This window comes from Sphingomonas sp. UYEF23 (assembly GCF_040546165.1).
In the GTDB taxonomy this organism is placed as follows: Bacteria; Pseudomonadota; Alphaproteobacteria; order Sphingomonadales; family Sphingomonadaceae; genus Sphingomonas; species Sphingomonas glacialis.
The window spans coordinates 509,942-533,044 of record NZ_JBEPNG010000003.1 but is presented as its reverse complement, the minus strand read 5'-3'; the positions used below and the strand labels follow the sequence as shown (position 1 = coordinate 533,044).

At 68.5% G+C, this 23,103-nt stretch carries 25 protein-coding genes; 17 read left to right on the top strand and 8 right to left on the bottom strand.

The genetic code is table 11. From position 1 onward, the window contains the following. From fliF to ABIB28_RS08645, 16 genes are all read left to right on the top strand, one after another. On the top strand, positions 1 to 1,752 hold the full coding sequence (gene fliF / locus ABIB28_RS08720) for a flagellar basal-body MS-ring/collar protein FliF (protein ID WP_354287823.1): 1,752 nt from the start codon (positions 1 to 3) through the stop codon (positions 1,750 to 1,752). After that, positions 1,749 to 2,756 carry a flagellar motor switch protein FliG gene (fliG, locus tag ABIB28_RS08715; protein WP_189676605.1) on the top strand — a complete coding sequence of 336 codons (1,008 nt, stop codon included), beginning with the start codon at positions 1,749 to 1,751 and terminating at the stop codon, positions 2,754 to 2,756. Before fliF ends, fliG begins: the two co-directional genes overlap by 4 nt. Next, entirely contained in the window at positions 2,749 to 3,486 is a 738-nt protein-coding gene (locus ABIB28_RS08710; RefSeq protein ID WP_354287821.1) for a FliH/SctL family protein, read from the top strand. The genes fliG and ABIB28_RS08710 overlap by 8 nt, the downstream gene beginning before the upstream one ends. Positions 3,487 to 3,622: 136 nt before the next feature. After that, positions 3,623 to 4,951 carry a FliI/YscN family ATPase gene (locus ABIB28_RS08705; protein WP_133190994.1) on the top strand — a complete coding sequence of 443 codons (1,329 nt, stop codon included), beginning with the start codon at positions 3,623 to 3,625 and terminating at the stop codon, positions 4,949 to 4,951. A 1-nt stretch (position 4,952) separates the two neighbouring features. Next, positions 4,953 to 5,372 carry a hypothetical protein gene (locus ABIB28_RS08700; protein ID WP_189676603.1) on the top strand — a complete coding sequence of 140 codons (420 nt, stop codon included), beginning with the start codon at positions 4,953 to 4,955 and terminating at the stop codon, positions 5,370 to 5,372. Positions 5,373 to 5,412: 40 nt separating this feature from the next. Beyond that, positions 5,413 to 6,753 (top strand): flagellar hook-length control protein FliK, encoded by a 1,341-nt coding sequence (locus ABIB28_RS08695; protein ID WP_354287818.1) that lies wholly within the window; start codon positions 5,413 to 5,415, stop codon positions 6,751 to 6,753. A gap of 19 nt (positions 6,754 to 6,772) precedes the next feature. Beyond that, complete coding sequence (locus ABIB28_RS08690) at positions 6,773 to 7,366, top strand: flagellar basal body-associated FliL family protein (protein WP_354287816.1); 594 nt, start codon at positions 6,773 to 6,775, stop codon at positions 7,364 to 7,366. Positions 7,367 to 7,369: 3 nt separating this feature from the next. Further along, positions 7,370 to 8,338 (top strand): flagellar motor switch protein FliM, encoded by a 969-nt coding sequence (locus ABIB28_RS08685; protein ID WP_354287814.1) that lies wholly within the window; start codon positions 7,370 to 7,372, stop codon positions 8,336 to 8,338. Further along, entirely contained in the window at positions 8,335 to 8,625 is a 291-nt protein-coding gene (gene fliN / locus ABIB28_RS08680) for a flagellar motor switch protein FliN (RefSeq protein WP_133191004.1), read from the top strand. Before ABIB28_RS08685 ends, fliN begins: the two co-directional genes overlap by 4 nt. Positions 8,626 to 8,629: 4 nt before the next feature. Continuing rightward, a complete protein-coding gene (locus tag ABIB28_RS08675) occupies positions 8,630 to 8,887 on the top strand; it encodes a flagellar biosynthetic protein FliO (RefSeq protein WP_010184512.1) in 258 nt (85 codons plus the stop codon). After that, positions 8,884 to 9,741, top strand: a complete 858-nt coding sequence (gene fliP, locus ABIB28_RS08670) for a flagellar type III secretion system pore protein FliP (RefSeq protein ID WP_133191008.1) — start codon at positions 8,884 to 8,886, stop codon at positions 9,739 to 9,741. The genes ABIB28_RS08675 and fliP overlap by 4 nt, the downstream gene beginning before the upstream one ends. Before the next feature lie 4 nt (positions 9,742 to 9,745). Beyond that, positions 9,746 to 10,015, top strand: a complete 270-nt coding sequence (locus ABIB28_RS08665) for a flagellar biosynthetic protein FliQ (RefSeq protein ID WP_354287811.1) — start codon at positions 9,746 to 9,748, stop codon at positions 10,013 to 10,015. A gap of 187 nt (positions 10,016 to 10,202) precedes the next feature. Further along, positions 10,203 to 10,982: a flagellar biosynthetic protein FliR gene (gene fliR / locus ABIB28_RS08660; protein WP_354287809.1), complete on the top strand. Its 780-nt coding sequence runs from the start codon at positions 10,203 to 10,205 to the stop codon at positions 10,980 to 10,982. Then, a complete protein-coding gene (locus tag ABIB28_RS08655) occupies positions 10,982 to 12,115 on the top strand; it encodes an EscU/YscU/HrcU family type III secretion system export apparatus switch protein (protein ID WP_133191014.1) in 1,134 nt (377 codons plus the stop codon). The genes fliR and ABIB28_RS08655 overlap by 1 nt, the downstream gene beginning before the upstream one ends. A 54-nt stretch (positions 12,116 to 12,169) precedes the next feature. Further along, positions 12,170 to 13,696, top strand: coding sequence for a flagellar filament capping protein FliD (gene fliD / locus ABIB28_RS08650; RefSeq protein WP_354287806.1), 1,527 nt, complete (start codon positions 12,170 to 12,172; stop codon positions 13,694 to 13,696). Then, positions 13,693 to 14,097, top strand: coding sequence for a flagellar export chaperone FliS (locus tag ABIB28_RS08645; RefSeq protein WP_133191018.1), 405 nt, complete (start codon positions 13,693 to 13,695; stop codon positions 14,095 to 14,097). The genes fliD and ABIB28_RS08645 overlap by 4 nt, the downstream gene beginning before the upstream one ends. A 4-nt stretch (positions 14,098 to 14,101) precedes the next feature. Here the strand turns inward: ABIB28_RS08645 and ABIB28_RS08640 are convergent, their stop codons facing one another. The 5 genes from ABIB28_RS08640 to argH are packed head-to-tail and all read right to left on the bottom strand — an operon-like array spanning position 14,102 to position 18,701. Then, complete coding sequence (locus ABIB28_RS08640) at positions 14,102 to 15,052, bottom strand: zinc transporter ZntB (protein ID WP_354287804.1); 951 nt, start codon at positions 15,050 to 15,052, stop codon at positions 14,102 to 14,104. Continuing rightward, entirely contained in the window at positions 15,049 to 15,816 is a 768-nt protein-coding gene (locus ABIB28_RS08635) for a precorrin-2 dehydrogenase/sirohydrochlorin ferrochelatase family protein (protein ID WP_354287802.1), read from the bottom strand. The genes ABIB28_RS08640 and ABIB28_RS08635 overlap by 4 nt, the downstream gene beginning before the upstream one ends. After that, positions 15,813 to 17,075: a diaminopimelate decarboxylase gene (lysA, locus tag ABIB28_RS08630; protein ID WP_354287800.1), complete on the bottom strand. Its 1,263-nt coding sequence runs from the start codon at positions 17,073 to 17,075 to the stop codon at positions 15,813 to 15,815. The genes ABIB28_RS08635 and lysA overlap by 4 nt, the downstream gene beginning before the upstream one ends. A gap of 13 nt (positions 17,076 to 17,088) precedes the next feature. Continuing rightward, positions 17,089 to 17,334, bottom strand: a complete 246-nt coding sequence (locus ABIB28_RS08625; RefSeq protein WP_133191024.1) for a hypothetical protein — start codon at positions 17,332 to 17,334, stop codon at positions 17,089 to 17,091. Next, positions 17,331 to 18,701 carry an argininosuccinate lyase gene (gene argH / locus ABIB28_RS08620; protein WP_354287869.1) on the bottom strand — a complete coding sequence of 457 codons (1,371 nt, stop codon included), beginning with the start codon at positions 18,699 to 18,701 and terminating at the stop codon, positions 17,331 to 17,333. Before argH ends, ABIB28_RS08625 begins: the two co-directional genes overlap by 4 nt. Positions 18,702 to 18,717: 16 nt before the next feature. Here argH and ABIB28_RS08615 point away from each other — a divergent pair, with 16 nt between their 5' ends. Beyond that, positions 18,718 to 19,278: a TlpA family protein disulfide reductase gene (locus tag ABIB28_RS08615; RefSeq protein WP_354287798.1), complete on the top strand. Its 561-nt coding sequence runs from the start codon at positions 18,718 to 18,720 to the stop codon at positions 19,276 to 19,278. Positions 19,279 to 19,434: 156 nt separating this feature from the next. Here the strand turns inward: ABIB28_RS08615 and ABIB28_RS08610 are convergent, their stop codons facing one another. From ABIB28_RS08610 to ABIB28_RS08600, 3 genes are read right to left on the bottom strand one after another with little or no spacing between them, the layout of a single operon-like run. Further along, the gene (locus ABIB28_RS08610) at positions 19,435 to 19,809 is read right to left on the bottom strand and encodes a YdbL family probable chaperone protein (RefSeq protein ID WP_354287796.1); all 375 of its coding nucleotides are present in this window, start codon (positions 19,807 to 19,809) and stop codon (positions 19,435 to 19,437) included. After that, the gene (locus ABIB28_RS08605; RefSeq protein WP_322161398.1) at positions 19,809 to 20,045 is read right to left on the bottom strand and encodes a YnbE family lipoprotein; all 237 of its coding nucleotides are present in this window, start codon (positions 20,043 to 20,045) and stop codon (positions 19,809 to 19,811) included. Before ABIB28_RS08605 ends, ABIB28_RS08610 begins: the two co-directional genes overlap by 1 nt. Continuing rightward, complete coding sequence (locus ABIB28_RS08600) at positions 20,042 to 23,101, bottom strand: intermembrane phospholipid transport YdbH family protein (RefSeq protein ID WP_502958228.1); 3,060 nt, start codon at positions 23,099 to 23,101, stop codon at positions 20,042 to 20,044. The genes ABIB28_RS08605 and ABIB28_RS08600 overlap by 4 nt, the downstream gene beginning before the upstream one ends. Between the last annotated feature and the right edge of the window lie 2 nt (positions 23,102 to 23,103).

The window sequence follows — 23,103 nt, the reverse complement described above, 5'->3', positions numbered from 1 at the left end:
ATGAGCAACGCTCTCACCCCCGCTCCGCAAGGGTCGTCTGGCTCCGGGCTCGCCGCGATGGTGCCCGAACGCTTCGCCAACCCGCTCAGCCAGCTCCAGGGGCTGTTCGCGCAGCCCGCGGTGCGCCGCAGCCTGCCGATGGCGCTGCTGATCGGCCTGATCGGTGCCGCCGCGCTCGCCTGGATGATGCTCGCCAGCCCCAACCAGAAGGTGCTGTTCGCCGGCCTCGCCGATGCCGACAAGGCCTCGGTCACCGCCGCGCTGCAGGCGGCCAACATCACGTCCAAGATCGACGCGGCGACCGGATCGCTGACCGTCAATGAAGACGATTATTCACGCGCGCGCATCCTGCTCGCCGGCCAGGGGCTGCCCAAGGCGGCACCCGGCGGCTACGCGATCCTCGACAACCTCCCGATGGGCGTATCGCGCGCGGTCGAGGGCGAACGCCTGCGCCAGGCGCGCGAGACCGAACTCGCGCGATCGATCCAGGAGATCGACTCGGTCGCCGAAGCGCGCGTCCATCTCGCGACGCCCGAGCAATCGGTGTTCGTGCGCGATTCCGCCGCACCGTCGGCCTCGGTCATCGTCAAATTGCAGCCGGGCCGCTCGCTCGGCGACGCGCAGGTGTCGTCGATCATCAACCTCGTCGCCTCGTCGGTCCCGGGGATGAAGCCCGAGGGCGTGACGATCGTCGACCAGATGGGTGGCTTGCTGACCAAGGGCGCGAACCAGAGCGCGCTGGGGGCGGCAAGCGACGAACGCGTCGCCTTCCAGCGCCGGATCGAGGAGAAATATCGCGCGCAGGTCGTGCAGATGCTCACGCCGCTGATCGGCGCGGGCAATTTCACCACCGAAGTCCAGGCCGATGTCGATCTCAACGAGACGCAGGCGACCAAGGAAAGCTATGACAAGCAAGGCGTGCTGCGCGTCGAGCAGGGCCAGTGGACCGGCAACGGCAAGGACGGGCAAGCCCCCGGCGGGATCCCCGGCGCACTGTCGAACACCCCGCCGCCGGCCTCGACGCTGAGCGCGCCACAGCCGACCCCAGCGCCGACCCCTGCCCCGGGCGCGACTCCCGTCGCATCGACGCCGGGTGCCACCGGCCCGGTCGTCGCGGCGGCGGCCGGTGCGGTCAGCGATGCGCTGAAGGCGAGCGACCAATATTCGCGCGCTTACGATCTCGGCAAGGAAGTCTCGGTCAGCCGCACGGCGCCCGGCACGATCACGCGCCTGTCGGTTGCGGTGCTATTGCGTGACCCGGAAACGGGCAAGCCGCGCAGCCAGCTCGAGATTCAGCAGATCACCCAGCTCGTCCAGACCGCGGTCGGCTACAGCCAGCCGCGCGGTGATCAGGTCACGGTGATCAGCCGCAAGTTCGCCGGCGCCACCGCGCTCGACGACAAGCAGCCATGGTACGAGGCCGGCTGGCTCCCGGTGGTGGCGCGCAACGTGACCGCACTCGTCATTGCGCTGCTCGTGCTGTTCCTCGGTGTCCGTCCGCTCGCGACGGCGCTGCTCAAGAAGCGCGACGACAGCGCCGCGCAGCCGCGCGCCGCGCTCGGCCGCGAGATCGGCGCGCCCGACGGTTATGACGGCGGCCAGATCCCGCCGCCGCGGACCGACCAGCCGGTCAGCATCGATGCGCTCGAGAATGCGCGCAACTATGACGACCGGATCGGCATGGTGCGCGGCTTCACCCGCGACAATCCGGCGCGCGCCGCGCTCGCCGTACGGGACATGATCAAGTCATGAACGCTCCCACCCGCATTTATACCGGCGTCGAACGCGCCGCCGTGCTGATGATGCTCGTCGGCGAGGAGGAAGCCGCCGCGATCCTGCAGAAGCTCGATCCCGAGGAAGTCCGCCAGCTCGGCAAGGCGATGTTCGCGGTCGCCGATGTCAGCGAGATCGAGGTCGAGGGCGTGCTCGACGATTTCGTCGGCAAGGCGCGCGAACGCACCGCGATCGGCTTCGACCCGCGCCCGCGGATCGAGGCGGTGATGACGCGTGCGCTCGGCCAGGAGAAGGCCGACAGCGTGCTCGCCCGCATCGTGCCCGCCCAGGAATCGTGCCAGCTCGACTTGCTCGACTGGCTCGACGCGGGCGAGATCGCCGCGATGATCGAGAAGGAGCATCCGCAGATCGCCGCGGTCCTGATCGCCAATCTCGATCCGACGGTCGGCGCGCAAGTGCTCGAGCTGATGCCCGATGCGGTCCAGCCCGATATCCTCCACCGGCTCGCGCGGCTTGGGCCGATCACGCCCGAAGCGGTCGAGACGCTCAAGACGATGCTTGCGAACCGCACTGGTACATCACAAGCCTCGGCCGGCGTCACGCTCGGCGGGACCAAGGATGCCGCCAAGATCCTGTCGAGCGGGCGCAAGGCGACCGAACTGCGCGTCATGCCCAAATTGTTCAAGATCGACCGCGACGTGGCGAAGGCGATCGAGGAAGCGATGTTCGTGTTCGACAATCTGCTCGAGCTCGACGACAAGAACCTCGGCACGCTGATCCGCAACATCGACAGCGACATCCTCACGCGTGCCTTGAAGGGCGTCGACGAGAGCATCCGCGCGCGCTTCCTCGGCTGCATGTCGAGCCGCGCCGCCGATGGCATTCGCGACGAGATGGAAGCGCGCGGGCCGATGAAGCTCTCCGAAGTGCTCGAGGCGCAGAAGGTGATCATCCAGATCGCGCGCAATCTCGCCAAGGACGGCACGATCCAAATGGGTGCAGGCGAAGACGATTATGTCTGAGTTCACCGCAGGTTTTTCCGCGCGCGGCCAGGGCGTGGCCGAGGCACTCAAGGCAGCGTTCGCGCCGCGCGTCGCGGGCTTTGCGCCCGCCGATCTGCGCGACCGCGTCGCGCGCGGCCCCGTCTCGTTCGCGCCGCAAGCGGCAGGCGAGGCCGGCCCGCGCCACTTCACCCCCGCCGATCCCGACACCAACCCGACCGAGGGGTGGGACCCGTTCGAGGCGGCCGCCGCCGCGACGCCGTTTGTCGATCCGATCGAGGCGGCGCATTCCGCTGGCTATTCGGAGGGCGTCGCCGCCGCGCAGGCGGAGATGGCGGTAACGGGCGAACGTGACCGGACGCTGCTCGCCTCGCTCGCACAAGCGCTCAAGTCGGATGATCGCATCGATCGCGACGCAGTGGCGCAGCGGCTGCGCCAGACGGTCTTGTTTCTCGTCACCCGCCTGGTCGGCGAAATCGGCGTCGAGCCCGACTTGCTCGCGCGCCGCATCGAGGCCGCGGTCGATCTGCTGAGCGATGCCGCCGAATCGGCGATCCTCCATGTCCATCCCGACGATGTCGCGTTGCTCGAGGGCAAATTGCCGCGCCAGATCTTCGCGGTCGGCGATGCGAGCCTGGCGCGCGGATCGTTCCAGCTCGAAAGCGCGTCGACGATCGTCGAGGACGGACCCGAGCTATGGCTCGAACAATTGGCGCACGCGATCGATCGCGTCGCGGTGCCGGCGGCGTGATACCCCCTCTCCCTGCTTCGCATTCGTCACCCCAGCCCTGTGGCGGGGTCCACCGTGCTGCACAGCCATCGGTCGCAGCACGCGCGTCCCGGTGGGCCCCGGCACAAGGCCGGGGTGACGAAGGAGCAAGGCTCCCATGCTGAACCGCTTCACTGACTCGTATCTCGAATCGCTCGGCATCGCCGACTTCGCGCCTGCGCCCAAGGTCGCGGGCCGGCTCGCTTCGTTCGACGGGCTGCTGATGGAAGCGGTCGGGCTCACCGTCCCGGTCGGCACGGTCTGCCAAGTCGGCGATCGCCACTCGGGGGTCGAGGCCGAGGTGATCGGCTTCCGCAACGGCCGCACGCTGCTGATGAACCTCGGCGGCCCCGCCGCTTTGCTCCCGCAAGCCCCGGTCCGCCCGGCCGGCGCCCCCGGCGAGGCCGAAGTCGGCGCAGCCCTGCTCGGCCGCGTCGTCGATGGTGCGGGAAAGCCGATCGACGGGCTCGGCCCGATCCGCGGCGCAGGCCGCTGGCCGCTTGCGGGCAAATTGCAGTCGCCGCTCGATCGCGGCCGCGTACTCGCGCCGCTCGACGTCGGCGTGCGCGCGATCAACGGCTTGCTTACCGTCGGCCAAGGCCAGCGGATCGGCATCATGGCGGGTTCTGGCGTCGGCAAATCGGTGCTGCTCGGCATGATCGTGCGCGCGGCGGAAGCCGACGTGATCGTCATCGGCCTGATCGGCGAGCGCAGCCGCGAAGTCGCCGACTTTCTCGAAACCAAGGTCGCAGGCGACGCCCGCAAGCGCGCCGTCGTCGTGGCTGTGCCCGCCAACCATTCCCCCGTGCTGCGCATCCGCGGCGCGCTGCGCGTCCATGCGATCGCGGAAGCCTTCCGCGCAGAGGGCAAGAAGGTCCTGCTGATCATGGATTCACTCACCCGCGTCGCGCACGCCGGGCGCGAGATCGGCCTGGCGCTCGGCGAACCCGCGAGTGCCCGCGGCTATCCGCCGTCGGCCATCGCGATGCTCCCCAATCTGATCGAACGCGCCGGGACCGACGTCCATTCGGGCGGATCGATCACCGCGATCTACACCGTGCTCGCCGATGGCGACGACGGCAACGACCCCGTCGTCGACTCGGCGCGCTCGATCCTCGACGGGCATATCGTGCTGTCGCGCCAGCTCGCCGAGCGCGGCGTCTATCCCGCGATCGACATCGGCCCGTCGGTCAGCCGCGTGATGACCGATATCGTCGACAAGCCGCACCTGAAAGCCGCGCGCACGCTGCGCCGCCATCTCGCGACGTATGAGGAAAATCGCGATCTCGTGCTGATGGGCGCGTATCGCGCGGGCGCCGATCCGGCGATCGACACCGCGATCGCGTGCCACCCAGCGGTGATGGAATATATCAAGCAGGACCCCGACGAGCAGGTTTCGTTGCCCGATGCGGCGGCGGAACTGATCGGCGTGTTCGGCGCCGACTGAGATGGCCAAGCCGACCAAGCTCGAGCGCATCCTGCGCGTTCGGACGCTCCAGCTGGGCCTCGTCCAGGCCGAGGAAGCGCGCGCGCATGATCGCACCGCGAGCGAAACGGCGCTCAAGGGCCGCATTGCGCAGCTTGTTGCCGGTGTCGCCCCCACACCCGAGCCCGTTGCGGGCTTCTCGCTCGTCGCCGCAGCGCATTTTCGCGAGCGCCTTCATCAATCGGCGCACGCCGCCGAGGGCCGCCTGCGCGCAGCGCAAGCCACCGCCGAGCGCGCAGTCGAGGCAACGCGCGAGGCGCGTCGCGACCAGAGCGCGGTCGAAAAGCTGATCGCGCGCGCCGATGCGCTCGAAGTGCTCCGCGAAATCCGCGCACTCGAAGCCGCGCCGGCCGGCCGCAAGAACCGGCACGATCCTTGCTGATCACCGGGTAACGGCCGTTTGCGGCCTGCCCGGAGTTCCGATGATCGATCCTCTGCCCGCTTTGCCCTCCCCCGTTGCCATCGGCCCGACCGCCAGTGCGGCCAAGGCGGCAGCGCGCGCGCATCCAGCGCGATTCGGGCAAACGCTCGCGTCCTTCCTCGATTCGCGAGCCGCTACGCACGATCGCGGTGCCGGCACACCGCGTGAGGACGACCGGCACGACACTGCCGCCGACGGCAACGCCTTGCCGAGCAAGACCGCTTCAGCCGACGCGACGCCTCCGATCTGGATGGCGCCGCCGGTGCCGCCGTCCCCGCTTTCCGCGCCCGTCGTGATAGCCGAGTTCGCGCCACCTGCTGACGGCCAGCTCGTCGGCGGCATAAGCTCGGCGGCGCCGACGCCCACCCCAGTCCAGCCATCTGCAGCCGCGGGACCAGCTGCGCCGACAATCGCCGACAGCACCGGCGCGATCGTCGCGCTGACGCCGCCAGCCTCCACGCCGCACGCCACTGCTGCGTGGTCGAGCCCGCGGACCGACAGCCAGCCTCGCCCCCTGCCGGCGCTGGCGGATATGCCCGAGCTATCCGGCACGCTCGCGGCAACCGGCGCACCCACCAACCAAGACGCGCGGCTCGTTCTGCCACCGCTCGATCCGGCGATCACCGCCGCGCTCGACACTGCGCTGACGCGCGCGGCGGTGGCGCGACAGGACGCGGCGTCGCCCGCTCCCGCCACCGCCGACGCCCCCCAACCGCTCGCACTCGCTTCGTCGGGGCCGGCCGACGCGGCGGTCATCGCGAGCGCCGTGCCACAACCCGCCGGGCGCGTGTTCGCCGCCGCGCTCGCCACCGCCTGGCGCGATCGCGCCCAGCGCAGTGGCGATCCCGAGGCATCCCCCGGTACGATGACGCCAGGCGTCGGCACGCCGACGCACGCGGGCGACGCGGCGAGCGTACCGGCTGCGGGAAATGCCAGCCAGTCCGGGCTCGATCTCACCCGCGACACCGGGCTGCAGCGCATGATCGAGCATATCGAGACGCTGCGCGACGATGCCGACGCGCGCGACACGCGGATACGGCTCGTGCCCGACGCCCTGGGCAGCGTCGATGTCGCGGTGCGGCAGGTCGGCGACCGCGTCCATGTCCACTTCACTGCCGCGCAGGAGGCGACGCGTGCGCTGATCGCCGATGCGCAGCCGCGACTGAGCGAACTCGCCGCCGCGCGCGGCGTGCGGATCGGCGACACCAGCGTGTCGGCCGATTCGGGCAGCGGCAGCGGCACCGGCGCCGCGCCACAGCCGCGCCCCGCCCCATCCATCACGCCAGCGCCGCGCGCGCTGGCTGAAGAGACCCAAACCCCATCCGACGCTCGCGTCGCATAAGCTTTGAAGGAGTCAGATCATGAGTGAGACCGTCGCAGAAACCCCCAAGAAGAAGAAGGGCGGGATGATGAAGATCATCCTGCTCGTGGTCGGCGCGCTCGTGCTCGTCGGCGGCGGCGTCGGCGGCGCGCTGTACGCGATGAACGCCGGACTGATCGGTGGTGGCAAGGGCGCGGCCGAACCGAGCGGCCCGCGGCTCGTCCCTAAAACCGAGCAGAAGCGTGCCGGATCGGGCGAAGGCGGCGAGGCCAAGGAAGGCGGCCACAAGCCCCCCACGGGCGCCGGCGGCGACAAATATGCCTCCAATTATTACGCGATGGACAAGGAGTTCACCTCGAACCTCCAGGACAGCGTGCACTTCGTCCAGGTCGGCATCGCGGTGTCGACTCCGTACGACGATACCGTCGTCGAAAACATCAAGACCAATGAAATCGCCGTTCGCTCGGCGATCCTGATGGCGCTTGGCGACACCACCGAGGAGCAGGTTTTTTCGAGCACTGGCAAGCAGTTGCTCCAGCGTCGCATCGCCAAGGCGATCAACGACACGCTCAAGCAAAAGGAAGGTTTCGGAGGCGTTGGTAACGTTTACTTTACCAATTTTGTTGTTCAGTGAGGCATGGTTAACGAAGGCCTTCAGCACGCATCAAGCGACCGGCGCGAACGTCCGCGCCGTGAGGCCGCGCATGCGACGCTCGGGGCCGCCAATCTCAACCCGTTCGGCGATCTGCATACGGTGCAACATCTCTCGGCGCGGCTCGCGCGCGGGGTGCGCGCGGTGTTCGAGCCGCTGCTGCGCCGCGAATGTCGCACCTGGGCCGAGCCGCTCGTCGTCCAGCGGCTCGCCGATTACCGCGCGGAACGCCCCGACGGGCTGACCGCATGGCTCCCGCTGACGATGGCGTCGGCGGGCGCGCTGCCCTCGGGCCAGGCGCTCGCGGTGCTCGACGGGCGCTTCGTGCTCGAACTGCTCGATCTGTTCTTCGGCGGCACCGGCGCGGTGTCGAGCGACATCGGCAGCGAGTTCACGCCGGCCGCCGAGGCGATGATGACCCGGCTCGGCGCGATGCTCGCGCTGCCGATGCAGGCGGCGTGGGAACCGCTCGCGCGGATCGAGTTCACCCCCGGCCGCGTCGAGGCGAACCCGTCGCTGATCCCGGAACTCGATGTCGAGGATGCCGTGGTGATCACGCGCTTCGGGATCGCGGTCGGGTCGGCCAAGCCGGTGTTTCTCGACCTGCTCTATCCGGTCGCGGCGTTGAAGCCGCACGGCCCGTCGCTCACCGGCAAGGTCCACAAGACCGCCGAGCCCGATCCCGCGTGGCGCAACAGTCTCACCCGCGCGGTGATGGACGTGCGCTTCGAGGTCCGCTCGGTGCTCGCCGAGCCGATGGTCTCGCTGCAACTGCTGATGGACCTCAAGGCCGGCGACGTGATCCCGATCACCGTCGGCCAGGACGTGCCGGTGATGATCGGCGGCGACCGGCTCGGGGCGGGGACGGTCGGCACGTCGAACGGCAAGGCCGCGATCCGGCTGACGACAATTTCGAACGATTTAGAACGTGATCTCAGGGGTGGACTGCAATGAGCGAGATGAGCGGCGGTTTCCCCGTCGATACCAGCCTGGCGGCCAATTTCCGGCTGCTGCAGGATGTCGACGTCAAATTGACCGTCGAGATCGGCTCGACCTCGCTGACGCTGCGCGAATTGCTCGCTTTGGGCGAGACGAGCGTGATCGAGCTCGACCGTCAGGCCAATGAACTGCTCGACGTGCTCGTCAACGGTACGCTGATCGGGCGCGGCGAAGTGGTGATGGTCGGCGACCATTTCGGTGTTCGCATGACCGAGCTGGTCAGCCCAGAAAAGCGCGGGTGACGCCATGATGTGGTCGTACATTCTCAAGCTCGTCGTGCTGCTGCCGCTCGTCTGCGGGCTGATGATCGGGTGCCTCTATGCGTGGCGCAAACTCGAATCGCGCATGCCCGGCCAGCCGTCCAACCGGATGCTGAAAGTCGTCGAGACGATGATGATCTCGCCGAGCGTGCGCGTCGCGGTGCTCGATTTCGAGGGGCGCAAGCTGCTCGTCTCGGTCAGCCGCACCGGCGTTGCGCTGCTCGATCGCGGCGACGGCAAATGAGCGTGCGCGTCGTCCGCAAGGGCTCGGGCCCGGCGCTGATCCGCACGCCTGCGCCGCGCGTCGCGCCGTGGGGCAAGATCGCGCTCGTCGTGCTCGGCATCCTGTTCGCGCTGATCGTCGCGCATCCTGCCTTCGCGCAGGCCGCACCGCTCGCCACGCCGCCCGCGCCCGGCGCAGGTGATGCGGCGGACCGCGCGCTGAAGGATCTCGGCGGCGGCAATGCGCCGCTCGCGCTGTCGCTGCAGCTGCTCATCGTCATGGGGCTGCTGACGATCCTGCCCGGCATCTTGTTGATGATGACGAGCTTCACGCGGATCATCATCGTGCTGTCGATCGTCCGCCAGGCGATGGGGCTACAGCAGACCCCGCCCAACCAAGTGCTGATCGGGCTCGCGCTGTTCCTGTCGTTCTTCGTGATGGCGCCGACGATCAACCAGATCAACGCGAGCGCGATCCAGCCCTATGCCGCCAACAAGATCGGCGCGACCGACATGATCAAGGCGGCGGGCGTGCCGCTCCACGCCTTCATGACCAAGCAGACGCGCAAGAAGGACATCACGATGTTCGCCGGCATCGCCAAGAGCGGGCCGTATCAGAATGCCGAGCAGATCCCCTTCTCGGTGCTGCTCCCCGCCTTCGTCACGAGCGAGCTCAAGACCGCGTTCCAGATCGGATTTCTCGTCTTCCTGCCGTTCATCGTGATCGATCTCGTCGTCGCGACGGTGCTGATGTCGCTCGGCATGATGATGCTGTCGCCGACGATCATCTCGATGCCGTTCAAGCTGCTCCTGTTCGTGCTGGTCGATGGCTGGGCGCTGACGATGGGGTCGCTTGCCAACAGTTTTGTGAACTAGCGCGATGGACGCGGACTATTTCCTGACGATCGCCAACCAGACGATGTGGGTGCTCGCGCTCGCCTCGGCGCCGATCCTCATTCCCGCTTTGTTCGCTGGGCTGATCACCGGCATGATCCAGGCGGCGACGTCGATCAACGAGCAGACCTTGTCGTTCGTGCCCAAGCTGCTGGTGGTGGCGGTTTCGCTGCTGGTGTTCGGGAGCTTGATCATCGGGCTGCTGTGCGATTTCACGCTCGGGATCTTCGAGCGGATCCCGGACCTGGTGCGATGATCGAGGGCTTGCGCCCTTCTGCTCCCCTCCCGCTTGCGGGAGGGGCTGGGGGAGGGCCTGTCACAAGCGCTTCGCACGCTTCCAGGTCATTCCCTCCCCCAACTCAGTTCGAGGTGAACGATGCCCCGCATCGTTCAGGTCATGCCGGGGGCATGACCGACCTCGAACTCGCAAGCGGGAGGGGGATTTGAGTCCCTTAGGCTTCGGCCTGTCGATCGAACCGCAGCTCTGGGCGTTGATCTTCGTGATGGTCCGCGTCGGTGCTGCCTTCGTCGCCGCGCCCGTGTTCAGCGCCGTCGCGATCCCGCTCGTCGTGCGCGTCACGCTGTCGGGCGCGATCGGCGTGCTCGTGCTGAGCGTTCACCCGATCGCCCCGCCCGAACACGTCTTCGCGCTGGCCACGATCCTCTCGGTCGCCGCCGAAGCACTGGTCGGGCTAGCGCTCGGCTTCGTGCTGCAGATTGCGTTTGCCGCGCCGATGATCGCGAGCGAGCTGATCGGCACGTCGATGGGAATCGGCTTCGCCTCCGCCATCGACCCGCAGAACGGCAAGTCGACCCCGGCGCTCGGCCAGTTCTTCTCGATGATGCTCACGCTGCTGTTCCTCAGCGTCAACGGCCACCTGATTCTCGTCGAGATGATCGTGAAAAGCTATGTCGCGCTCCCGCCGGGCGGTGCCTGGCTGAAACCGCAGCAGCTCGAGAACATCGCCTTTTTCGGCGGCTACACCTTCCTCGCCGGGCTCCTGCTCGCACTCCCGGTCGGCTTCCTGCTGCTCTGCCTCAACCTCGTCGTCGGAATGATCTCGCGTTCAGCCCCCTCGCTCAACCTGTTCGCGGTCGGGCTGCCGGCGAGCCTTGCAGTCGGCGTCGTCGCGCTCGCGCTCGGCTTTCCGGCGATGGGCGATTACCTGCTCGTCATCATCGATGAAGGCCTGGCTGCGACACAATCGCTGGTGCTCGGCTGATGGCAGACGAATTCGGCGAAAAGACAGAAGCACCAACCGCCAAGCGCAAACGCGACGCGGCCGAAAAGGGCGATGTCCTCAAATCCCGCGAACTCGCGACGGCGCTGATGATGCTCGCCGGCTGCGGCTGGCTCGCCTTCATGGGCCCGTCGCTGGTCGGCGCGTGCAAGGACGTGATGACCGCGAGCTTCGCGTTCGATCACCGCGATATCGAGGATTTCTCGCCCTTCCGCCCGCTCGTCCAAAGCGGCTGGAAGCTCGCGCCGTCGCTGATCTCGCTGCTCGCGATGACGATCGTCGCGGCGATCGTCAGCCAGGCGGGGCTCGGGCATCTCAGCTTCAACGGATCGCTGCTCGCCCCCAAGGCGTCGCGGATCAACCCTGGCGCGGGATTGAAACGGATTGTCGGGCCGCAGGGCTGGATCGAGCTCGGCAAGTCGCTGCTCAAGGTCGTGCTGCTCGGCGCGATCGGCTGGCACATGCTCGACCAAGTCGCGCATGCGACGATCGGGCTCGCCTCGACCAATATCGGCACCGCGGTCGGCGTGCTCGGCAGCACCTTTACCGGCGTGCTGTTCGCGATGGCGGGCGGGCTCGTCGTGATCGCCGGGATCGACGTGCCGCTGCAGATCTTCCAGCTGCTGCGCAAGTTGCGGATGTCGAAACAGGATCTGCGCGACGAGCATAAGGAGAGCGAAGGCTCGCCCGAGGCCAAGGGCGCGATGCGCCAGCGCCAGCGCGAGATGTCGAAACGCTCGATGCGCAGCGCGGTGAGCGAAGCGCACGTCATCCTCACCAATCCGACGCATTTCGCGGTCGCGCTGCGCTACAATCGCGAGACCGACCAAGTCCCCGTCGTCGTCGCCAAGGGCCGCGGCGTGATCGCGCTCGCGATCCGCGAGCTCGGTGCCGAGGCGCGCGTGCCCGTGCTCGAATATCCCTCGCTCGCTCGCGCGGTCTATTACACCAGCCGCGAGGGCCAGGAGGTCCGCGACGATCTCTACGTCGCGCTCGCGACGATTCTCGCCTTCGTCTTCGGGCTCAACAGCCAGGCGGGCGCCGCCGCAGTGCCGCCGTCGGTCCAGGTCCCGCCAAGCGCGCGCTTCGACGAGAATGGCGTGAAACAAAGCTAAATTTTCGAGGCGTTTCGTCGTTCTTCCAACTGAGCGCTTTTCCGGGACGATGATATGGTGACGACCACCGCGACCACTCCGACGACCTCGACCGCCACGGTGTCGGGCTCGTCGATCCTGACCTCGCTCGGTGCCGGGTCGGGGGTCGATACGGCGAGTCTGATCAAGTCGCTGGTGAGCGCACAATTCGCCGCGAAGAACGCCTCGCTCAGCGCGCAGGACACCGCGCTCACCGCACAGATTTCCTCGGTCGCCAAGGTACAGAGCGCGATCACCAGCTTCGCCTCGGCGCTGACCTCGCTCGTCACTGGCGGATCGCTCGCATCGCAGCCGACCAGCTCGGACGCGTCGGTGCTGACGGCAACCGCGCTGCCCGGCGCAAAGCTGGCCGGTCTGTCGACGCAGGTGACCGTCAACGCGCTCGCCACCGCCCAGACCGCGATCGCGGGTTTTCCAAGCGGCGCGCCGACCTTCGACGCGGGCACGCTGACGCTCACCTTCGGCACGGCGGCCGACAGCGCGGTCTCCTCGCTCACCACACCGTCCGCTCCGATTCAGATTGCGATCGCTCAGGGCGCCAAGCTCACCGACGTCGCTGCGGCGATCAATACGAGCGGCAAGGGTCTCACCGCGAGCGTGGTGACCGACGTCAACGGCGCGGCGTATCTGTCGATGAAGGGGCCGACCGGAACCGCACAGGCCTTCACGTTGAGCGGCACTGGCAACCTGTCGCAGTTGAACGTCGGCGGTGGCAGCGGCACGGCCGCCGCGAGCATCAACAGCAATGCCGGCAATGCCAATCTGACCGTCGACGGCGTGAGCGTCGACCGCACGAGCAACACGATCAGCGACCTTGTCGCCGGGGTGAAATTGACGCTCACCGGCGTCTCCCCCAGGACCAGCACGACGACGTCCAGCGGCACCACTTCGGTCGCCAAGCCCGTCTCGCTCGGCAGCACGACGCCGCGCGACGGGATCGCGCAAGCGGTCACCGATTTCGTCACGACCTACAACCAAGTGCTCGCCGAGCTGAAGACCGAAACCGACCCGGCGACGGGCCCGTTGCGCAGCGATTATAACGCGACCAACTTGCTGCGCTCGCTGCGGGGCCTCACCGTGACGCCGCTGTCGAGCGGGGGCGCGGCGGGCGATCCGGTCAATCTCGCCTCGATTGGTGTCGCGACCAACAAGGACGGCACGCTCAGCGTCGATTCGACCAAGCTCAACACCGCCTTGCTCAAGACTCCTGCCGCGGTCGAGGCGCTGTTCGCCAACGGCACCGGCGCGACCGGTGGCGGCCTCGCCGCCGCGCTCAACGCGATCACCAGCGCGGCGACCAACAACAAGGTCATCGTCAACGGCCAGGCCCAAAGCACCGGCCTCGTCGGCAGCACTGCGCTCTACACCGCCAAGCTCGCCAAGGTGAACGACGCAGAAGCACAGGTGACGACCGATACCGCCGCGTATCAGGACCGCCTGACCAAGCAATATGCCGCTTCCGACGCGATGGTCGCAGCCTATAAGGCGAGTGCGAAGGCGCTGCAGTCCCAGATCGACCAGTGGAACAAGACCGGCGGATGAGCGTCGCTTATGCCACGGCCTTCGGCCGCAATCCCGAAGCGACGTATCGCCAGATCGAGCTCGCCGGGCAAACCGCCGAGGCCGATGGGCCGGCATTGGTCCAATTGCTCTATGATGAAGCGATCCGGGCCTTGCGCGGCGCCGCCTGGGCGGCCGAGCACGGCAATTACGCGATGAAGAGCGACAAGGTGACGCGCGCCACTGCAATCCTCTTCGCGCTCGAGGCCGGGCTCGATTTTACCGCGGGCGGCACCGTCGCCCCGGCGCTCGCCAAATTGTACGGCGGGGCGCGGCACACCGTCGTCACCGCCGCGATCGGCCAGGATCCGCGGCCGTTCCGCGATGTTGCCGACACGCTCGACGAAATCGGCCAGGCGTGGCGCGCGGTGCGCGCGGCCTGATCCGTCAGCCGAACCAGCGTTTTACCGAGAAATAGCCGATGATGCCGACGGTGATCGCGATGCAGATCCCGCCGATCACATCGAACGCCCAAGGCTCCTTGGCGAAGGGCAGTCCCTCGACATTCATCCCGTACAGGCCGGTGAGGAAGGTCAGCGGGAGGAAGATCAACGCGACGATCGAGATCAACAGCGAGCGCGAATCGATTTGTTCGGCGCGCAAATCGGTCAGCGCCTCGTGCATCAGCGCCGAGCGCTCGCGGATCGATTCGAGTTCCTCGGCCATGCGCGCGGCGCGATCGGCGGCGGAGGCGAGATGCAGCCGGTCGTCATCCTGCAGCCAGTCGCACGGCAGCGATGCCAGCTTCTCGAGCGCGGCGCGCTGCGGCGTGAGGAAGCGGCGATAGCCGATCGCGGCGACGCGCACCTTGGTGACGTTGCGGCGCAGGACGAACACCTTGTCGGCGTCGAGATCGGCCTCGCAATCATCGAGGCTGTCGCCGAGATCGGCGACTTCGGGGTCGAGCTCCTCGGTAATCGCAACAGCAAATTCGGCGATGAGGTCGCCCGGGTCGCGGATCGTGCCGCCTTCGATCTGCTTGGTCACGTCGTCGACGGCAGTCAAAGAGCGCCGCGTCACCGAGATCACCCGCCCCGCCGTCGCCCAGATGCGCAGCGAGGCAAGCGGGTCCGATGTCGTCATCGCCTCGTTCGAGCGGCCGCGCAAATTGAGGATCGCGCCATCGCCGAGTGCCTCGCAGCGCGGCCGCGATTCGCTCGTGGTCAACGCTTCGACGACATAGTCGGGAAGCTTGGCGACGTCGCCCAGCCATGCCTTAGCTTGCTCGTTATTGCTGGTGAGATGCACCCAGACCAGATCGCTCGGCGTCTCGAGCGCGTTCTGGATATCGATGCGTTCGGCCTTGCCGTCGGCCACCCGGTACGCAAACCCGCTCATTCCATCTCCACCCACAGCGTCAGTCCTGGTTCGCGCGTAACGGGCGGCGCGTCCGAAACGATCCGCACGGCGTCGGCGCGCGATCGATCGAGGATCGCCGCGGGCGCGTGGGGCGGCGCGTAAATCCGGTCGGCGAGCGCGAGCGCGCGCGCTTCGCCGAGTGTCAGATCGTCGGGGTCGGCCGAGCGCACCCGCAGCGTGACGAGCCGATCGGTCGGCGCGGCGGGCGCCGTCAGCCACGTCTCGACGGCATCGGGCCCCGCCGCGAGCGGATCGAGCGCACCGCCTTGCGCAAACGCCGCGCCGAGCGCGCGCCGTCGTGTGTCGAGCGCGGGCAACGCCAGCCGGATTGCGGCGCGCAAGGCATAGAGCCGGTCGGCGAGCGGCCCGAGCGTCGCCGGGAGCAGCCCCTCGAGGCGTTGCCGCAGCGCCGCTGCGAGGCCAGCCGATGCACCGCCGGTGCCGATCGCGATCAGCACCGGGCTGCGATCGATGATCGCGGGCAGCGTGAAATCGCATTTATCGGGCCGGTCGACCGCGTTGACGAGCACACCGCGCGCTTGAAGCCGCGCGATCGCCGCCTGCGCTTGCGCTTCGTCCTCGATCGCGACGATCGCCAGGGCGGCGCTCGCTTCCTCGCCGACGATCACCGCACCCGCGCGTTCGAGCAGCCGCCGTTTCGCATCGGCGGGCTCGCCCTCGCCGAGCAGCATCACCGGACGGCCCCCCAGCCGCACGAACAGCGGCAGGCTGTGCAGGCTCACGCCTTCAACCAGTCCGGAATCCGCTCGGCGGCGAGGATCGTCTCGGGCAGGATTCGGTCGGCGACGACCGCGAAGCGATCGCCATCGACGAGCACTTCGGGCACCAGCGCGCGGCTGTTATACGTCGACGCCATCGTCGCGCCGTACGCGCCGGCGGTGCGGAAGATCGCGAGATCGCCGCTCTTCACCGTGTCGATGTCGCGCGCCATCGCGAAGGTGTCGCCGCTTTCGCACACCGGGCCGGCGATATTGGCGGTCATCCGCGCGCCGCTCGGCGACACCGCCTCGAAATCATGCCACGCATCGTACATCGCCGGGCGCGCGAGATCGTTCATCGCGGCGTCGACGATGACATACGGGTTGATCGCGCCGGGCTTGACCCAGATCACCTTGGTCAGCAGCACGCCGGCGTTCCCTGCGATCACGCGGCCGGGCTCGAACATCAGCCGCACGCCCCACCCCTTGGTGACGCGCGCGACCATCGCGCCATATTCGGCCGGGCTCGGGAACACCTCGCCCGCGCGGTATGGCACGCCGAGCCCACCGCCGAGATCGACTCGCTCGATCGGATGGCCCGCCGCGCGCAGCTCGGCGACGAGCGCGCCGATCCGCGCATAGGCCGCCTCGAGCGGGGCGAGCTCGCTCAGCTGGCTGCCGATATGGATCGCCACGCCGCGCAGCGCGAGCCCCGGCAATCCGGCGAGCCGCGCGAAGATCGCCGGCGCCTGGTCGATCGGCACGCCGAACTTGTTCTCGCGCTTGCCCGTCGAGATCTTCGCATGCGTCCCGGCATCGACGTCGGGATTGACGCGCAGCGTCGCATCGGCGCGCATCCCGCGCGCGGCGGCGAGCCCGGCGAGGACGACGCCTTCCTCTTCAAGCTCGAGATTGAACTGGCCGAGCCCGACATCGAGCGCGGTCGACAATTCGCCGACGGTCTTGCCGACGCCCGAAAACACCACGTCCTTCGCCGGGATTCCCGCCGCCAGCGCGCGCGCCAGCTCGCCGCCCGACACGACATCGGCGCCATAGCCTTCGCGCGCGAGCACGCGGAGCACGGCAAGGTTGGGGTTGGCCTTGATCGCGTAGGCGAGGTGGACATCCCCCGCCGGCGCCAGCCCTTCGCGAAACACGCGCGCATGGCGTTCGAACGTCGCGGTCGAATAGACATAGACGGGCGTGCCGACCGCATCGGCGATCGCCGCGAGCGGCACGCCCTCGCAGTGCAGCGCGCCATCGACGAGCGAAAAATGATCCATCGAATGAAGCCTGTCAGTTGGGAGGCGGAAGGCTGAACTCGTCGCTCCGGCGTTCCGCGGAATTGGTGAGCACCTCGTCGCTGCGCATCGGCCGTTCCTGATTGGTCGGTTTGAGCAGCTCGGCGGGGGTCGGCGTCTCTTTCGCGCCATATGGCGCGACGGGGAGCGATCTCCCCTCGGCCGGTTTCAACCCGGACGCAGCGCCACACCCGGCGAGCAACAGCGCCGCGCAGAACCCCAGAGCCAGACCGTGTTTCATGCCGTTTCCCCCGTGCGTGCCGCCGCGATCGCCGCGCGGACGCGGACCGGCGCGGTGCCGCCGAAACTCACGCGGCTGGCGACCGAGGCATCGACCGACAGCACGTCGTAGACGCGCTCGTCGATTCGGCCGTCGATCGCCTGCAATGCGGTCAGCGGCAGCGCATCGAGCTTGAGCCCGAGCGCCTCGGCGCGTGCCACCGCCTGGCCGGTGATGTGATGCGCCTCGCGGAACGGCACGCCCGCTTCGCGCACCAGCCAGTCGGCGAGATCGGTCGCGGTGGCGAAACCGGCCTCCGCCACTTCGCGCATCCGTGGCGTGCGGAAGGTCGCGCTTTCGACCATCCCGGTCATAGCCGCGATCGACAGGCCGAGCAGGTCGTGCGCCTCGAACACCGGCGGCTTGTCGTCCTGCATGTCCTTCGAATAGGCGAGTGGCAGCCCCTTCATCGTCACCATCAGCGACGTCATGCAGCCAAGGATGCGGCCCGCATGGCCGCGCACCAGCTCGGCGGCATCGGGATTGCGCTTCTGCGGCATGATCGAGCTGCCCGTCGACCATTGATCCGACAGCGCGACGAAGCCGAACGGCTGCGACGCCCACAGCACGAACTCCTCGGCGAGCCGCGAAAGGTGGAGCGAGCATTGCGTCGCGCAGGTCAGATATTCGATCGCGAAATCGCGATCGGACACGCCGTCGAGCGAGTTGCGCGTCGGGCCATCGAAGCCGAGCGCCGCCGCAGTCATCTCGCGGTCGATCGGAAAGCCCGTGCCCGCGAGCGCCGCCGAGCCGAGCGGTGACAGGTTCATCCGCTTGCGCGCATCGGCGAAGCGGCTGCGGTCGCGTGCGATCATCTCGTGATACGCCATCAAATGATGGCCGAGCGTTACCGGCTGCGCGCTTTGCAGATGCGTGAAGCCGGGCATCACGCTGTCGGCATGCTCTTCGGCGCGCGTCAGCAGTGCGTCCTGGAACGCGGCGAGCGCTACCTCGACCTCATCGATCGCGTCACGCACCCACAGCTTGAAATCGGTCGCGACCTGATCGTTGCGCGAGCGTGCGGTGTGGAGCCGCCCGGCGACCGGCCCGATCGCCGCGGCGAGCCGCGACTCGCTCTGCATGTGAATATCTTCGAGCGCCATGTCCTCGGCGACGCCGTGCGCCTCGTAATGCGCCGCAACCCCGTCGAGACCCGCGGAAATCGTGGATGCATCGGCAGGCGAAACGATACCCGTGGCACCCAGCATAGCGACATGCGCCTTCGACCCGGCGATGTCCTGCCGCCAGAGCCGCTTGTCGAACGGGATCGAGGCATTTATCGACCGCATGACCGCGGCCGGACCCTCGGCGAAGCGCCCACCCCACATCGCATTGGACGTGCCCATGTTGTTTCGCTCGGTGATCGCTTCGGTCCTGCTGCTCGTGCTAGCCGGGTGCGATAAGCAAGTCTCGTCCAACGGGCAAGCAGAGGTCGCCGCGAACAGCACCGCAACCGCCGCCGCTACGGCCCCCGCCGAGACCAGCAAGATCGACCGCAGCCACAAGGGCGAGGCCGCGCCGACGCTCAGCTTCGAGGATCCGGCGGGCAAGCCGACCACGCTTGCGACGTTCAAGGACAAGCCCGTGCTCGTCAACCTGTGGGCGACGTGGTGCGGCCCGTGCGTCAAGGAAATGCCGACGCTCGACCAGGCCGCCGCGACCATCACGGTCGCTACGATCAGCCAGGACAAGGACCGCCCGACCGTCGCCGCCTTCTTCGCCAAGGAAAAGTTCACCCGGCTCCAGCCGTATCTCGACAAGGAGCTCGGCTTCAGCCTGGCCTATAACGCCAGCCTGCCGATGAGCATCCTGTTCGATTCGACCGGCAAGGAAGTGTGGCGCAGCACCGGCGGGATGGACTGGACCAGCGCTGTCGCCAAGGCGGCGCTCGCCGAGGCGAAATAAGCGGCGCTACGACCCACTGCGCCTCGACGTGATCACCCCACGCCGTTCGGGCTGAGCTCGCAATAGGCAGGGCGCCCCCTGGCGAGAGGAGACATTCGACAGGCCCAGGGCGAACGGGGTGATGTTCGAGCGCGCCTGAAACCCTGTCGTCGCGCCTCAGATGCAGCGCGAATCGCGCTCGGGGGCAGTGGCGCCGCGCGTCTTCCACTGGCCATCAGGACCCTTGTACTTCTCGCCCGGCGCAGTCTGGCCGATCAGATTGCAGCCGCTGGTGAAGGCGAACTGCTCGACCGTCGCGCCCGAGCTCGCGCTCTGCTGCGTGTACGCCGCCTTGCGCTGGATATTGATGCTGTTGACCATCGCGCGCACTTCGGCGCTGACGCTGCCGACCACGCCGAGATAGCCGTCGGGCTGCTCGCCGACCTCACCCGCGGCGCGCGCCGCCTGATAGGCGGGGCTGCGCTGCGCCAGCGCCGCGGTCGCGGTGCCAATCAGGGCGATAGCGGCAAGGCTGGTGAAAATGCGTGTCATCAGAAAATCCCCGGTTGTGCCTGGATCAAACTCTTGGCCTGACCGTCGAGACGGTAGACGACTTCCTGCGTGACGCTGATGTTGAGGTTGATCACGATCGGCTTGTCGGGCGCGCTCACGGTTACGCACGCGCTCTGCGCCAAAGCGGCCACCACTATAGCGGCCATCGTCATCGTCCTCGTCATCATGCGCGTGGTCGGTCGATCCTTGGTCTTCGTCAATGCTGTTTCGTTCATGGCACGATCCTGCTGTCGGAAGGCTGAATGGGGGTAGGCGGCTTGGCCCGCTTGGTCTGCTCCTCGAGCAGCGTCGGCAGGTTGCGTTCGATCAGCCGGCGCGGGTCGTAGAAGCTCTGCGCCGAATCGATCAGCTGGCGGAAGGGCGCGCTGATCCGCACGTTGAAGATCAGCGGCAGCTTCTGCAGCCGGTCGAACAGGAAATTGCGCTTGGCGCCCGCCCCCTGCCCGATCCCGGCGAAGCGCACCTCGGTGATCATCTCGCCGGCGAGCGGCCCGTTCATCACGATCTCGAGGCTGCGATAGCGCAGCGATTTGAGCGCCTGGAACGCGAAATTGCCCCAGAAGCCGACATCCTTCTGCGTCACCTCACCGACATAGGCGACCGTCCCGCCACCGGGCCGCACGGTGAGCCTGCCCTGCGCGATCCGCCCACCGGTCGAATCGAACACCATCGGCAGCGCGCCGTCGAAGATGCCGGTGGCGTTGAGGTTCTTGAAGTCGAACTGCTGGAGGAACTGGTCGGCGCGCATTCCGTCGACGCGGAAGGTCATCCGCCGCTCCTGCGCCTTGTCGAAATCGAGCAAGGTCGGCTCGAGCGTCAGCGTGCCCCCCGCAAACGGCCAGCGCCCCTGCTCGACCGCGATCCGAGTACCGCGCAGCAATCGATAGCGCACCACGCCGTCATTGACCGCGATCCCCGGGTTGAGCGTCTTGATCGTCGCGACTTGGCCCGGCGCGCTTTCGAGCGCGAGCAGATCGGTGAACCGGACTTCGCCCTTGATCCCCGTCGCCGGGCCGAACGCCGCGGCAAGGTCGGTGCCGGGGGTGCGGAACACGCCGTCACTCGTCACGCCCTGCGGCGTCCAGCGGATATGCCCCTCGCCATTCACCGACCCGACGACGTTGGCGATCACGCCATAGGTCAGCCGCGTCAGCGCATCGGGCTGGAATTGCGGACCGAAGACGATGCCGGGGACGGCGAGATCGGCATGCCCTGCCCCGGCGCCCAGATCGTGCGCGATCGTGACATCGGCGACCGCGATGCTCTTGCTCGGCTCGAACAGCGTGCCGCGTGCCGCGATGCGGTTGTCGGCGAGCGTCAGCGCGACGCTGCGCGCGGCGAGCGGATGGAAGCGCGCGTCGGCCGCGCTGTCGGCGACCATCAGGCCCCCATCGAGCGCCAGCACGTTCGCGGCAAAGCGCCAGCGCCCGGCCGCCGACGAAAGCAGCAACGGCACCGCACCGATCTGTCCGCTCGCCCCATCGAACGTCCCCGCGAGGCCCGCAGTCGCGAGACTTCCGCCGAGCGTCGCGACGTCGAGCCGCGTCACCCGCTCGGGCGCGCCCAACCGGACGCCGAGCCCCGTCGCCGCAAAGCGCCGTGCGCCGAGCAGCCATTCGCCGTGCTGCAGCGTCACGCCGATCGGCGCGGAACCGAGCCGCCCGGCGAGGCGGATCGGACCGATCGACCCGCCGCCGCGCACCGCGCCCTGCTCGAGCCGCAGCAGCGCGCCGTCGCGCGGGCACAGCGTCACGCTCGAGCGCGGCAGATCGAGCCCGCCGACCGCCAGCCGCTCGAACGCCAGCGGCGCGCAGGCCGGATTGAGCGTCAGCCCGGCGCGCCCGTCCCAGCGCGCGTCGAGCGGGAGGCTGAGCGCGGTGACCTGGCCAGTGCCGAGCGGCCCACTGAGCGCGGCACGAGTCGTGATATGCGTCGCGCCGCCGGTGGTCGCGCTAAAGTCGATCGGGGTCAGTGCGAGCCGCGCAGCGCCGGCGGCATATGGCGCGACGATCGCTCGCCCAACCAGCGGCGCGCCAAACCCCGCCTGGCGCACGCGGACGCTGGCGTCGGGCAAGCCACCGCCGCCGAGCGTCACGGTGCTGTCGATCCGAACCCCGCCGGGCCAGCGATAGAGCAGGCCGTTCGCGCCAGCGAGCGTTGCCCGCGCACCCGACGCCGCCGCAAAGGCGAGCCGCGAGACGATCACTTGCCCGCGCCCGGCATTGAGGATCGTCGATACGCGCGCATCGACATCGCCCGATCGGCCCGCGGCCTGCAGCGCAGCCACCGCTTGCGCGACGATCGGCCCGATCGGAGTTCCGGCGCCTGCGCCACGAACCGGGTCGAGCCGCGCGCGCCAAGCTGCTGGCAGCCGCGCGCGCGTCGCCTGCGCGCGCCCATCCAACGCGAAACCGCCGTCGGCGTAGCGATAGCGCCCGGCGAGCGCGGTCCGGAGCGCCGCGACGCCCGCCGCCGCGGCGGGCCCCGAGCGCAGATCGAGATCGCCCGAAACATCGCGCGCCGAGCCGACGAAATCGACCGACCCCGCCAGCGCGCGCAGCTCAGCGCCGCCACCATCGAGCGTGGCGATCGCCAGCCGCGCCGATCCGCGCCCGCTGTCGAGCTTGCCGGCAAGCGTCGCCGTCAGATCGGCGCGCGCCGTGGTGATTCGCGCGCCGCCGCAGTCACCGCGTGCGAGCGTGACGGGGCCGGTCAAGCTCGGCTGCGCCGCGCGCACTTGGATTTGCAGCACCGCATCGAGCGTAGCGAGACGGCAGTCGCCGAGCTCGAACGCCGCCGCTTTCGCACCGAGCGTTCCGGCAAAACCGTCGTCGAGACGCCCCGCCCCGACCACGTGCAGCGCGACCGGGCCGTACGGGGTCGCAAGCGCGATGCGGCCGTCGGCGATGTCGGCCTTGATCGCGGGGAGCGCGAACGGCTTGCCCGACGGCGCGGGCAGCAGGCGATCGATCGTCCCGAACGACACCTTCCCGTCGGCAAGCGTTGCGCGCATCGTCACGCGCCCGACGCGGATCGCAGTGACGCTCGCGCCCGAAACCCACAGGCTGGTATCGACCTCGACCCAATCGGCCAGCAGATCGGGACGGCGTGGATCGCCGATGCGGACATTGGTCAGCCGCTGCGTGCGAAACCCGATCTGCGCGATCTCATAGCGCGCCGGAATGCCGCGCGCGGCGAGCGCATCGTCGATGAAATGCTCCGCCACGGGTTTGCGCGCGAGCCACGTTGCGCCGAGCATCGCGAGAAACACAA